The organism is Mucilaginibacter aquaedulcis (genome assembly GCF_030409325.1).
Lineage (GTDB): Bacteria > Bacteroidota > Bacteroidia > Sphingobacteriales > Sphingobacteriaceae > Mucilaginibacter > Mucilaginibacter aquaedulcis.
On sequence record NZ_JAUFPR010000002.1, the window covers coordinates 2,129,083 to 2,143,276 of the forward strand.

7 protein-coding genes are annotated in these 14,194 nt (G+C 44.1%); all 7 read right to left on the reverse strand.

What is annotated here, in order from left to right:
- Positions 1-76: 76 nt before the first annotated feature.
- Positions 77-2,494: an ABC transporter permease gene (locus QWZ01_RS13190; RefSeq protein WP_290323830.1), complete on the reverse strand. Its 2,418-nt coding sequence runs from the start codon at positions 2,492-2,494 to the stop codon at positions 77-79.
- 171 nt (positions 2,495-2,665) lie between these two features.
- The gene (locus QWZ01_RS13195) at positions 2,666-2,857 is read right to left on the reverse strand and encodes a hypothetical protein (protein WP_290323832.1); all 192 of its coding nucleotides are present in this window, start codon (positions 2,855-2,857) and stop codon (positions 2,666-2,668) included.
- Between the two features lie 68 nt (positions 2,858-2,925).
- Positions 2,926-4,872 carry a 1,4-alpha-glucan branching protein GlgB gene (gene glgB, locus QWZ01_RS13200; RefSeq protein WP_290324623.1) on the reverse strand — a complete coding sequence of 649 codons (1,947 nt, stop codon included), beginning with the start codon at positions 4,870-4,872 and terminating at the stop codon, positions 2,926-2,928.
- A 1,112-nt stretch (positions 4,873-5,984) separates the two neighbouring features.
- On the reverse strand, positions 5,985-8,462 hold the full coding sequence (locus tag QWZ01_RS13205; RefSeq protein ID WP_290323835.1) for a glycoside hydrolase family 31 protein: 2,478 nt from the start codon (positions 8,460-8,462) through the stop codon (positions 5,985-5,987).
- 127 nt (positions 8,463-8,589) lie between these two features.
- Positions 8,590-9,942 (reverse strand): MFS transporter, encoded by a 1,353-nt coding sequence (locus QWZ01_RS13210; protein WP_290323837.1) that lies wholly within the window; start codon positions 9,940-9,942, stop codon positions 8,590-8,592.
- 193 nt (positions 9,943-10,135) lie between these two features.
- The gene (locus QWZ01_RS13215) at positions 10,136-11,848 is read right to left on the reverse strand and encodes an alpha-amylase family glycosyl hydrolase (RefSeq protein WP_290323839.1); all 1,713 of its coding nucleotides are present in this window, start codon (positions 11,846-11,848) and stop codon (positions 10,136-10,138) included.
- Positions 11,849-14,161 (reverse strand): glycoside hydrolase family 65 protein, encoded by a 2,313-nt coding sequence (locus QWZ01_RS13220; protein ID WP_290323842.1) that lies wholly within the window; start codon positions 14,159-14,161, stop codon positions 11,849-11,851.
- Positions 14,162-14,194 lie beyond the last annotated feature (33 nt).

Genomic DNA, 14,194 nt, shown 5'->3' on the forward strand with positions numbered 1-14,194 from the left:
AAATAACAAAAAAATGCTCCGGTTTAAGTGTAAACACCTAAACCGGAGGCAGTCTCCTATTTATATTACATTATTATTACTCTGTTTTTAAGCTGGTAACGGGATTTGTTAAAGCTGCTTTTATGCTCAGGTATGATACCGTAGCAAAGGCAATTATCATTACAATTAAAAAAGGTGCAATGAATAACAGCGGACCAATATCAACCCTGAAAGCATAGGTTTGCAGCCATTTTGAAATGGCATACCAGGCCAGCGGTGCCGAAATAATAAACGATACAACTACCAGTGTTGCGAAATCTTTATACAACAACTTCAGAATACTATTCACCGTAGCGCCTAAAACCTTACGAATACCTATCTCTTTGGTACGCTGAACAATGGTGTATGATACCAACCCAAACAAACCTAAACAGGCCACAAAAATGGCAATGCCTGTAAACACGCCAAAAACCTGCCCAAAACGCTGATCGGTTTTGTATTGCTCGTTAAAGTGCTGATCTAAAAAGAAATAATCAAACTGATCGCCCGGGAAGTAAGCGGCCCATGTTTTTTTAAGATCGGCTACGGTTTGCGGCATATTTGTAGTGCTGATTTTTACCGATACAAATCCTCTGACATCAGGAATACAACGGAAAATGATGGCATCATAGGCATCGCGCAATGATTGCTGATGAAAATTATCAACTACACCTACAATGGTATATACTTGTCCCCAAAAGTCAATCCGTTTACCTAAAGCCTGATCAGGTTTGTTGAAACCCAGCTGCTCAACCGCTTTTTTGCTGAACACAACGCTGTGTGGTTCGTCGCCATAATCTTTAGAGAATTTACGGCCGGCGATCAGTTTCTGGTCATAAGCAGTCAAATAATCATAATCGGCACCAATGATGCGATACTGTTTGCCCTGGCTTTGGTCGGCAGTAGTTAGCTTAATACCTCCCGCGTTCCATGGAATAGGTTCGCCTGGAATTGATGTCGATAAGGTTATATTCTTAACTGCAGACTGCTTGAGGCATTCCTGTTTAAACGCGCTCATATCGCGATAAAATGAGTCCACTTTAATAAGCGGTGGCTTTATAACCAGTGTTTGATCAATTTTAAGCCCGAGTTTTTGGTTCTGCATAAACTTCAACTGCCTGAATACGGTAAGCGAACCAATGAGCAGAAAAATAGATGCCGCAAATTGGAACACTACCATGGCCTTGCGCAATACAACCCCTTTGGGCGATGCCAGTATTTTCCCCTTCATAACCTCAACCGGCCTGAATGATGAAAGCACAATGGCTGGATAAAACCCGCTAAAGAACGAACCTAAGACAAATATACCCAGCATTGATACCCAGAAAATGGGTTTAATAAACATGGTAAAACTCATTTGCAGGCCCGATATATGCGAGAAAACCGGCAGGCAAATGATAATTAACAATACTGCCAGTAATATGGCCAAACCATTGAGTAGCATGGCCTCCAGCATAAACTGAAAAATAAGCTGAGCCTTGGCCGATCCTAATGTTTTACGTACCCCTACTTCTTTTGCCCGGCCAATACCACGAGCCGTAGCCAGGTTAATATAATTGATCCACGCTATGATGATCACAAATATGGCAATACCCAACAGCAAATAAACCGACTTGCCATCACCATTGGGCTGCAATTCAAACATACGATTGGAGTACAGGTGGATGCTTTGCAGGGATTGCAGTGTATAAACCCCGCCTTCACCCGGAATTTTATAAGCATCGTAAGCTTTTTTTACAATAGGTATAAATTTACTTTCCAGTACTTTAGGATCAACACCCGGCCTCAGGAGTAAGTAGGTGGTGCAACCATCGCTTAGCCAGGCATTATCCAGGTTAAAATCTTTATTCGGCGGATTATCCTTTAACAGCGTGGCATATGATTGAAGAAAATCAAACTTGAAATGACTGTTAACAGGTGGATTTTTAACCACACCTGTAATTTTTAATGGTTTATCACTATTGATTATAACCGATTGCCCCACTGGGTTGGTGTTATGGAAAAGCCTTTCAGCAACTTCTTCCGTTATAACAACTGTGTACGGCTCCTTCAAAGCCGTTTTAGGGTCACCGCTGATAAGTGGGTATGAAAAGATATTGAAAAAGCCCTCGCCAGCAAAGTAATCATTCTTGATCACCATTTTCTGGTCTTTGTAATTAGCCAAAACCTGCCCTGCTCCTACAATCTTTACAAAGTCTTCAATATCAGGCAAGGCAGTTTTAAAGGCGCTGCCCGGTGCAAATGCGCCGCCAGCCCATTGGGTACTTAACTTGCCGTTATTATACCTGTCCTGGTTAATGCGATAGATGCGATCTTTCTTAACGTTGAAATTATCAAAGCTCAACTCAAAGCTTACGTATTGTAAAATTAACAGGCATGCGGCCATGCCAATTGCCAATCCAACAATGTTGATGAATGAAAAGGCTTTGTTTTTAGAGAGATTTCTAAAAGCAACCAGCAGGTAATTTTTAAGCATAACAATTGGGGTTTATACCATTTTGCAGCTAAGAATATGCCTTCATTGTAAACATCAGACAATCAGATAATTATATTTAATAAGAATAAATAAAACTGTTCGGATTCGTTACAACTATTGTTCATTACTGAACAAGGTTATTTTACTTATTACCAGAATGTTAAGACAAACTCACATGAGTTCGCTATCCTTTTTTTCGTGGTATGTTTTGTAAGCCAGGTAAAAGAATAATATAGCAGGCAGGGCGTTTAGTAAAACACCTTTAGCACTTACCTCCGGATAGGTCCTTATTACTTCCACAATAAGTGATATTAACAATAAGCACCCTATGATGATATACAGGTTACGAAATTTAGGGTTCATCGGTTATCGTAATTTACAATGTAACCAGGCCAGATAACCTGGTTACATTGCTGTTATATTTTTAAATATCAGCGTTTAAGCTCATATTTTGGCGGGGCGTCGCTATTTACCTTTTTTAGTATTATGGCACCCAACGGTGGTATAGTTAAAACAACTGAATTATCTTTCCCGTGCCATTTTTCGGCTTCGGTACTTACAGCGTCATAATTAATTAAGCCACTGCCCCATAGCCTTTCAGCATCTGAGTTAAATATCTCTTTCCATTTACCTGCCGAGGGAACACCTATGCGGTAATTGTGGCGTGGTACAGGAGTCGCATTCAGGATAATTACCAGGTCATCCTTTTCATGATGGCCCATGCGTCTGTAAACCAGGATAGAATCATTGGCATTACCCCCGTCTATCCATTCAAAGCCCGTAAAGTTAAACGCTTTTTCATACAGGGCGGGTTCATCTCGGTACAGGTGGTTTAATGTTTTTACGGTTTCTGATATACCCTGGTGATTGGCATACTCCAGCACATGCCATTGCAGCGACTGGCCAAAGTTCCACTCATCGCCCTGACCAAATTCGGCTCCCATAAACAGTAGTTTGGTGCCGGGGTGCGTGAACATATAGCTGTACATCAGGCGCAGGTTAGCAAATTGCTGCCACTCGTCGCCAGGCATTTTGCGCAGCATTGAGCCTTTGCCGTAAACCACCTCATCGTGCGAAAAAGGCAGCATAAAGTTTTCAGTAAAGGCATATATAGTACTGAAGGTAATCTCGTTATGGTGATATTTACGGTGTATCGGATCCTCTTTAAAATAGCCTATGGTATCGTGCATCCAGCCCATCATCCATTTCATACCAAAACCTAAACCACCCAAATAAACCGGGCGACTCACCCCTGTAAACGAGGTAGATTCTTCGGCAATGGTTTGGGTAGATGGGAAGTGACTGTAAACCGCCTCGTTAAACTCTTTCAGGAACGATATAGCTTCCAGGTTTTCGTTACCTCCATAAATATTGGGTTCCCACTCACCGTGGTTACGTGAATAATCAAGATAGAGCATAGAAGCCACAGCATCAACCCGCAAACCATCGGCATGGTACCTATCAAGCCAGAACAGCGCGTTACTGATCAGGAATGCCCTAACCTCGTTGCGGCCGTAGTTGAATATATATGATTTCCAATCTGGGTGAAAGCCTTTACGGGTATCAGCATGTTCATAAAGGTGCGTGCCATCAAACCTGTAAAGGGCATGTATATCTCCCGGGAAGTGTGATGGTACCCAATCTAAAATTACACCAACACCAGCCTCGTGAAATTTCTCGATCAAAAACATCAGCTCCTGGGGTGAACCATAGCGCGAAGCCGCGGCAAAATATCCTGAAACCTGGTAACCCCAGCTCGGATAAAATGGGTGCTCCATGATTGGCATAAACTCCACATGGGTAAAGCCCATTTCCTTAACATATGGTACCAGTTTATGAGCCAGCTGCGTATAGGTTAAAAATTCATCAGGACTTTCTGGGTTACGTGCCCAGGAACCCAAATGCACCTCATACACACTGTAAGGGCGATCAATGCCATTATGTTCATGCCTATTGGCCATCCAGCTGTCGTCTTTCCATTCATAGAAGGTATCGGCTACTATGGATGCTGTGCGGGGAGGTAATTCCCAGCGTAGGGCAAAAGGGTCGCTTTTTTCCAGATCCTCGCCGGTTGATGATTTGATATAGTATTTATAAGTTTCGCCAACACCAACATTAGGGATAAAACCTTCCCATATACCCGACGAATCCCAGCGACTAAACAAACTGTGCGAAGCGCGGTTCCAGCCGTTGAAATTACCTATTACCGAAACATACTGCGCGTTTGGCGCCCAAACCGAAAAATAGGTCCCCACAACTTCCTTATGCTCCACCACATGCGAACCAAATTTTTCGTACAGCTTATAATGCTTTCCCGACTTAAATAAAGAGATATCAAAATCGGTGAAACGACTGTATGGTTCAACTGCGTTCAGCATAACATGGGTTGTTTTGGCGGCCACCTTTGTTTTGGCAGCTTTTGGTGTAGGCTCCGGGGTGCTTTCGGCAGCAGGCTTTGTTGCTTTTGGCTTGGCTGTTTTTGCCGACGCAGCTTTGCTTGCAGGCGCGGCAGCTTTGGCAGTTGCTTTTGCTTTTACAGCTTTGGTTTCTTTTGCGGTTTCTTGTTCCGGTGAAGGGTTCTCGGTTTTCTTTGTTTGTTTGGCCATGATATGGTACCTGTTAAGGTGTTTTAGAATAACCCAATTTACGGAAATGAGTTTGGTTTACACTATCAAATATAACAGGATTTAAATGATTTTGATTTGATTTAAATGATTATAGTTTGGCCTGTTATTTGGAACTGAACCCCAGCTAAAAACTTTTTAAAATTTTATTTTAACACTTTTTGACGTAGAAACAGGCCAAAAAAAGATGAAAATGACCCATTTTTATTGAAAAACTACTGCTTTTAGCTGTTTTAAATCAGTTTTGGTGTGTTTTAAAAACTTTAAAAAGCATTAAACAATTGACTATCAATACACTTACTGTCAACTAACAAATTTTGGAGTTCTTATCTCCTTAATCAAACGGCCCGGTATTACTGTTTAAAGTAAACACTGGGCCGTTTGATATAAATATACGATTTTTTTAGCGAAAAGGGGTAATTAGGGCTCGCCTTTAGGTTTGAATTTATTTGGTTAAATAAATAGCTTGTCATTTCGATGAGGTACGAAGAGAAATCTTGTATACTCGAAAAGTTCGTACCGCAGAAGATTTCTCACCCTCTCTTTACTCAAGTCCTCTCACGAGGCTTCGAAAGGACAACAGTTTATTTTTTTGGAAAACTATTGTTCGTGTTGTCACCATTGGTGTTCGGAAGATATAAAAAAGAGAGGGCCTCTGCGATTCCCTCCCCTGGGAGGGTGTAGGGAGGGGTTTCAGGGGTCAGACTTATTCGTTTGAAATGGCGTATAAACCCCTCCCTGCCATTACACAATTCCACCGCACCCCTCCCCAAGGAGGGAATGGATAATCTTCCGAACATCTATGCATTATCACCAACAATCATGCTTTTAAATCAAAAAAGGCCCCGTTTCCGGGGCCTTTCGTATTATCGTGTTATTTCAATTCGCTTAAAGTTCTTGCTGAATTTGAACTCTACCGTACCCTCGGGGTTTATGGTGAAATCGCTTACCACCTTGCCGTCGGCTATTATTTTGGCGGGTTTAAATGGTAAACCAATAATATTCAGGTGATAGCCCTCATAACGTGGGGTATACAAACCTTCCATACTTTGCTGGATGCTCAGCTCGCGCGAGTTTCCGTTCACCACAAATTTTTTCTCCAGGTAAATATCCTGTTCGTAGGCAAATGTTTCGCCGTAATCTTCAAACAGGAAGGAGTTTACTTCGTAATCGGTGTAGTATATATTCAGTTTAACCTCTTCAATTTCGTGCTGACCCACGTACTGCATTACCGGATACTCCGGTATTACCGAACCTGCCTTTACAAATACAGGCATGATTTCAAGCGGTGTTGCCACATTAACTTCTTTGCCACCGTCCACTACTTCATACGTCCAGAAATTGAACCATTTGCCTTTTGGCAGGTAAACATTCCTCTTAATCTGGCCTGGTTCCATTACCGGGCAAACCAATATTTTATCGCCATAAGTAAACTCATCCTGGCGGAAGTGATTTAATTTCTCATCCTGCTCATGCATCACTATCGGCCTCAAAATAGGAAAGCCATAACGGTGATGCTCCCAAAAGGTGGAGTACAGGTAAGGGATCAAACGGTAACGCAGCTCAATAAACTTACGGTTAATGGCCGTAAAAGGCTCGCCAAAGCTCCATGGCTCACGTTCCTTGGTATCACCTGCAGAGTGCGCGCGCATAAACGGCGAGAAGGTGCCCATCTGTATCCAGCGGGTAAACAGTTCGCCATCAGGTTCGCCGCTAAAACCACCAATATCTGTACCGCAGAAAGGTATACCAGAGATAGATAAACGCTGGCACTGGATATTGCCCAGTTTCAAATGCTCCCATGAGGCCACGTTATCACCCGTCCATACCGATGAAAAACGCTGTACGCCCGAGTAACCCGCCCTGGTGATAGTGAAAGGGCGTTTATTTTTCATGATCTTACGCAAACCCTCATAGGTTGAGCGTACCATCTGCATACCGTATACGTTATGCGCCTTGCGGTGCGATCCGCGGAAGCCATCATACTGGTGACGAACATCGTCAGGGAAAGTGCCCGCGCCAAATACGGCCGGCTCATTCATATCGTTCCAAACACCGGCTACGCCCATTTGCACCAGTTCGTCAAACAAACCGCCCCACCAGGTACGTACCTCAGGGTTGGTAAAATCAGGGAACTGGCAGCGGCCCGGCCATACGTGACCTTCCATAAAGTAGTCATCACTGCGGCGGCAGAAATATCTTTTCTCCTTGCCCTCTTTAAATACCTCGTAATTATCATCAACACGAATACCCGGGTCAATAATTACTACTGTTTTAAACCCATCGGCCGCCAGCTCACTGATCATCTTTTTAGGATCAGGGAAATATTTACGGTTCCAGGTGAAACAGCGGTAGCCGTCCATATAATCAATGTCGAGGTAAATACCATCGCAAGGAATTTTGTTTTCACGGAAACCACGGGTTATCTTTTTCACTTTAGCTTCCGGATAATAGCTCCAGCGGCATTGGTGATAACCCAGCGCCCATAGCGGCGGCATAGGGTGTGTACCGGTTAAAATGTGGTAGCTTTTTACCACATCCATCATGTGCGGGCCGTGTATGTAATAATACTGCAGCTCGCCGCCATCGGCCCAGAAACTTGTTTTGGTGGTATCTTCGCCGCCAAAGTCAAACTGTGCCTTAAAGGTATTATCAAAGAAAATACCATGGGCAATACCTTCATTTACACTAATGTAAAAAGGGATACTGCGGTAAAGCGGATCCTGGTTCCACTGAAACGAATACGCATCGGTATTCCAGTTCTTTAAACGTTTGCCGCGCAGGTTAAACTCGGTTGGCTTATCGCCCAGGCCAAAAAAGCTCTCGTCGGGATGGCAGGTTTTGGTACAAAACACATAGTAACCGCCAAACTTCACGTTCTCTTCCCAGTGCATAGGCACAGCATCTGAACTGGTTACGTGGCTATTGCTATCAGAAAAAGAAATAAAGAAATCCTTTTTGCGGAGGTGGCAATTTATCGATTTAGTAGCAACCCGAAATTCATCTTCGTCTTCATACAAAGTAAATTCAGTGGCTTTATGCTCTAACTTAGGTACTGCGTAAGAAAACTCTTCCAGAAAAACGCCGTGCGGTGCAAGCCTCACACGGATAATCTGATCGGTAACTACCACTACCTCAACCTTGGCATCGCCATCGGTAAAATAGAATTTGTTACCTATCTGATCGGCATGATTCGGGGTACCCAGGTATTTTTTTATGATGGGCTTAATGCCATCAGCAGGGTTATTTAAATGGTGAAACTCTTCTTCTTCTTCGTCAATCAATTTTTCAGTTTCAACTAACTTATTGTTTATCGGTTCCTCGTTTGGTATATTACTTTCCATTCAATTCATTTAGGGGGTCTGCAAATATGCTCAAAGTGTACATGCTACGCAATATACAATAATTGAATTAACGAAAAAATCATTAACCGTGCCAGTTGAGCATATTATCTTAAATTTAATTTAATTTTTATATCAATTTTTTATTGTCATGAACCCTTAACACCGAAAGTGCTGCCAGCAGCATAAACACGCCCGCCATAACAATGGCGTAAATAGCATGGCCATGATAAAAATATTTAACTATAGGGCCGCCAAAAACACCATTCACAATCTGCGGAAAAGTGATGAAAAAATTAAAGATACCCATGTATACGCCCATCTTTTTGGCTGGTATTGAGCTTGATAATATAGCATAAGGCATAGCTAAAATGCTGCCCCATGCTAAACCGATACCTACCATTGATAAGATAAGCAGGTTAGGATTGGTAACAAAATACATGGATATGAGGCCAAGCCCACCCATACTTAAGGAAAACGCATGCGCCATTTTACGGCTGGTGGCCTTTGCTATTGCGGGCAGGAAACAAGCATATATGGCCGAAACCAGGTTATAAATGCCAAACAGTACCCCTATCCAGTTACCGGCATCATTATAAGCTACAGAAGTAGTATCTCCGGGTTTCACTTTGTACACATGCTCGGCCAGGGCCGGGGTGGTAAATACCCACATTGAGAACAAGGCGAACCATGAAAAAAATTGCACAAGTCCCAGTTGTTTCATAGTTACTGGCATATGAGCTAAATCGGTTAGGATTTGCGCTATGCCGCCTTTTTTTGTTTCGGGTTCATGAACCTCGGCCGGGTGGAAAGTGGCATATTCCTCGGGTGAATACTCTTTGGTACGGATCACTGTCCACAATATAGACGCGATGAGCACCGCTCCGCCGATATAAAAGGAGTAGATTACATTGGCGGGGATGTGGCCTGGGGCAGCGGTTTTGGCGACGCCAAGCCACTCGGCAAAAACATAAGGTAGCCATGAGCCAATTACGGCCCCTACCCCTATCAGTACAGTTTGCATGGAGAACCCGGTGCTGTGCTGGCTGGCCGGAAGGTTATCGGCCACCAATGCCCGGAAAGGTTCCATAGCTACGTTAAAGGATGCATCCATGATCATGAGCATGCTTGCCCCAACCACTATAGGCGGTATAAAAGCGGCAAGTACAGCCGAATTAGGCATAAAGAATAAAGCCAGCCCTGATAAAATTGCCCCGGTTAAAAAATAGGGCCGGCGCCGGCCCAGGCGGTTCCAGGTACGATCGCTGAAATGGCCAATAATAGGCTGCACTATCATACCGGTAAGCGGTGCGGCCAGCCAAAACCATGATAAATGCTCCACATCGGCACCGAAGGTTTGCAATATCCTGCTGGCATTGCCTGTTTGCAGGGCAAACCCAAACTGGATACCCAGAAAGCCAAAGCTCATATTAAATATCTGCCAAAAGCTTAATCTTGGTTTTTGAGCTATGATTGCTTCCATGTGCTGGTTATTGGTTTATGGTTTATGTTAAAAAAAAGCCTCACCCAACCCTCTCCAAAGGAGAGGGTTTTTTCTATCTGTGTCATTGCGAGGAACGAAGCAATCGCGAACCACAAAAGCCTCTGTAAAGTCTGCGACTGACACGATATCGCTCGCAGTGACAATAATGAAAGCGTTACTAAAATACCCAATCTTAAAACTCCAACAGCAAACCGCCTGAGGCGGGTAAAACCACGCTTACCCCATTATTGATATTATCTGTACTAAACTTAACATCACTCAGCAAATCAGTAAATTCTTTTTGGCCGGTAAGGTTTAGCTTCGTTAATAAATCGTTAGGTAGCTTAACAACCAAAGCGCGTTCGCTACGGTTAAAATTGGTAATCACTAATATACGTTGTTGATCGGTATATCTCAGATAAATATACAACAACTGATCAAAACCCGGCTGATGCTCGTTGGCCATCATCAGCTCATAAAAAGCACCACCTTTTAATGCCTCATTTTTGCGCACCGTGTTCAGTAATTTCTGATAAAATGCACGCAGGTTTTTTTGAGCGGCTGATAGCTGTATGCCATCATAAGTACCATTATTCAACCATTTCTGATGCTCGGGTATGCCGCAATAATCAAATATGGATGTGCGACCGTCGTTTCCGCTAAAGCCTTGCTCACCTAAGGCTGGCTCGCCAACTTCCTGGCCGAAATAGATCATTACAGGGCCCGTGTTCATGGTTGCAGTCACGATCATGCCCGGTACGGCCAGCCATGGGTTACCGGCAAAATATTCGGAGGCGATGCGCTGCTCGTCATGATTTTCCATAAAGCGAAGCATGTACCGGTCAATATCGTGGGTGTGGTGGTTCCACACGTTATTGATTTCCCAGGTACTTGCGCCGTAATCGTTACGGGTGAGGCGCTTAACGGCATCGTACAAGCCTACCTTATCATACAGGTAGTCAAACCCGCCCCTGAAAATATAGTCGTTGTATTTGCTTTTGTCGTATGCTTCGCCAATGAAGATCACGTTGGGATACGTTTCCTTAAGTTTGGGAATTACCCAACCCCAAAATTCAATAGGCACCATCTCTACCATATCGCAACGGAAACCATCAATTCCTTTTTGGCTCCAGTATATTAAAATATCATATAACTTATTCCACAACGGAGGTATTGGATCAAAATGCCCCCACCTGCCATTCAGATAATCAACCCCATAGTTAAGCTTCATGGTCTCGAACCAATCATTGATAGATGGCGTGGCGCTGAACACATCGTTGCCGGTAGCTTTTGCCGGGTTCTCGTTAAAATGACCGTCTTTTAACTCGCTTGCAAATTCATCGCCGCCGGGATTATAGCCTGCCGGTACCACAAACGGCTGACCGGGGATATAATAAAAATCATTGCGGGCATCAAAGGCCTTGGTTTGATCATCGTCTTGCCCGAAATCGCGTACGCCTTCAGGCTTTACATCAGACCCATAGGTACGGGCCACGTGGTTGGGTACCAGGTCCATCAGTACCTTTAAGCCGTTATTATGGGTACGGGTAATCAGCGCCTCGTATTCACCGATGCGGTTTTTAACATCAACGGCAAGGTCGGGCGCTATATCATAATAATCCTTAATGGCATAGGGAGAGCCAGCCCTGCCCTTCACAATATCCGGATCATCATTGGCGATGCCGAACGCGGTATGATCAGTCATGGTGGCGTGTTCAATTACGCCTGTATACCACACATGGGTAAAACCCATACCCTTAATTTGTTGCAGAGCCGAATCGGTAATATCATTTAGTTTACCAACGCCATTTTCTACAATTGAGCCGTTCGGCCTATTAAGCGTTTGACTATTGCCAAATAAACGTGGTAATAACTGGTATATAATAAGTTTATGATCTGTATTCATTTAGTTTGTTTTTATCTGCACTTCCCCATTCCCCTCAACCACTTGCTCCTTGCCAAACACTACTACAGTTACCTGCGTGGCAGAAGCGTTTTTGATATTTACCCCATCCTTACTTACCTTAACGTTGAGCAATGCTCCGCGGAAACCGATGTGAAATGAAAACGACGACCATTTTTCGGGAATAAAAGGCTGAAACGACAGCTTACCATCGCGTACCCGCATCCCTCCAAAACCTTCTACTACCGACATCCATGTGCCGGCCATTGAAGTGATATGGCAGCCATCCTCGGTATCGTTATTGTAATCGTCGAGGTCTAAACGGGCGGTGCGGAGGTAAAACTCGTAGGCCCGGGCCTCGTCACCCAGTTTGGCAGCCAAAATAGCGTGAACACAGGGCGACAAGGACGACTCATGAACTGTACGAGGCTCATAAAAATCAAAATTGCGGCGGATGGTATCTATATCATACTGATCTTCAAAAAAGTAGATCCCCTGCAACACATCGGCCTGTTTAATATAGCAGGAACGCAATATCCTGTCCCAGCTCCATTTCTGGTTCAGCGGGCGATCAGTGGCGGGAAGGTCTTTTACCAATATCTGTTCTTTATCCAGGTAGCCGTCTTGCTGCAAAAACACCTGCAGCTTTTCATCGTACCCGTAATACATTTTTTCGATGATGTGCTTGTACCTTGAGGTTTCCGCGGCTTCATCAAACTTTATTCTGGCTGCTAATGCGGTGTATTTTTCCGGGGCCGATGCCTTTACCTTTTCAATAACCCGCATGGCATAATCCATACACCAGGTGGCCAGTGTGCTGGTATACCAGTTGTTATTCACATTATTTTCGTACTCGTTTGGCCCGGTAACGCCCAGCATTACATATTGCTCTTTATCCTGCGACCAGCTCACCCGCTGCGACCAGAACCGGGCAATGGCTATCAGCACTTCCAACCCGTAATCGGCCAGGTAAGTTTCATCGCCGGTGTAGCGTACGTAGTTAAATATAGCGTAAGCAATAGCCCCGTTACGGTGGATCTCCTCAAAGGTGATCTCCCATTCATTATGCGATTCGGTACCATCCATTGTAACCATAGGGTAAAGGGCAGCGCCATCTTTAAAGCCCAATAATGCGGCATTTTCAATGGCTTTGCCTAATTGTTTATAGCGGTACAGCAGTAGGTTACGGGTAACCTTTTGATCGGCAGTGGCCAGGTAAAAAGGCACACAGTAAGCCTCGGTATCCCAATAAGTTGAGCCTCCGTATTTTTCGCCGGTGAAACCTTTGGGGCCAATGTTAAGGCGGTCATCCTCGCCGGTATAAGTTTGGTTAAGCTGGAAAATATTAAAACGGATGGCCTGCTGCGCCGAAACATCACCCTCAATAATAATATCGTTATGCTCCCACTTTTTGGCCCATGCCGCGGCTTGTTCGGCCAGCATGGTATCAAAACCTTTGGTGCTGATGCGGTTTAATGTATTGTTTAAATGATCAACCAGTTTTTCGGGCTGATGATTCTGCGACGATAAATTAGTTACGTATTTAATAATACTGATGCTTTGCCCCTGCTGCGCCTGCAAGGTAATTTTTGAGCCCACATATTTTTCTTTAATAATGGCCTCTGCCTGAGGCTGTACAACCTGGCCGTTTTGCAATACGCTGAATTGCATACCGGTTGCCACCTCAAAGCCTGTTTTTTTAGTGCGCATTACCACATAACCACCATTGGGCTGATTGGCTTTGCCTATCTCGTCCCAAAATTTTTCATCGTAGTTAGAATCCTTGTTCATTACATCACCATCAATGGCTGGGGTGATGGTGATCGTTCCGCTGAAATTTATGGGGCTGATGGTATATTTTATGGCCGCGGCCTCATCATCAACCATACTGCAAAAACGGATAGCTTCTACCTCTACCTCTTTGCCACCGGCTGTTTTTGCCCGAAAGTTCCGTTTAAGGAAACCATCCTTCATGTTCAGCTCCCGTCGAAAACTGCTTACCTCGCATTTAGCCAGGTCGAGCTGTTCGCCATCAAGGTTAATATCAATGATAGTCCAGTTGGCGGCGTTGAGTACCTTGGCAAAATATTCGGGATAGCCGTTTTTCCACCAGCCTACACGGGTTTTATCAGGATAGTAAACCCCGGCAACGTAGTTACCCAATAACGATTGCCCACTATAGGTTTCCTCAAAATTGGCGCGCTGGCCCATGCGGCCGTTACCCAAACTAAATATACTCTCAGATATTTGATGATAATGCGGATCGAAGCCTTCTTCAATAATGCTCCATTCGGATGGTTTTATGTAGTTTTTCATGGGGTTATATTATTTCACATCATCTGGGCATAT

Bases quoted from the DNA above. Each gene is read 5' to 3' on its own strand.
- QWZ01_RS13190 (WP_290323830.1), bottom strand. From the start codon at position 2,494: ATGCTTAAAAATTACCTGCTGGTTGCTTTTAGAAATCTCTCTAAAAAC.
- QWZ01_RS13195 (WP_290323832.1), bottom strand. From the start codon at position 2,857: ATGAACCCTAAATTTCGTAACCTGTATATCATCATAGGGTGCTTATTG.
- glgB (WP_290324623.1), bottom strand. From the start codon at position 4,872: ATGCTGAACGCAGTTGAACCATACAGTCGTTTCACCGATTTTGATATC.
- QWZ01_RS13205 (WP_290323835.1), bottom strand. From the start codon at position 8,462: ATGGAAAGTAATATACCAAACGAGGAACCGATAAACAATAAGTTAGTT.
- QWZ01_RS13210 (WP_290323837.1), bottom strand. From the start codon at position 9,942: ATGGAAGCAATCATAGCTCAAAAACCAAGATTAAGCTTTTGGCAGATA.
- QWZ01_RS13215 (WP_290323839.1), bottom strand. From the start codon at position 11,848: ATGAATACAGATCATAAACTTATTATATACCAGTTATTACCACGTTTA.
- QWZ01_RS13220 (WP_290323842.1), bottom strand. From the start codon at position 14,161: ATGAAAAACTACATAAAACCATCCGAATGGAGCATTATTGAAGAAGGC.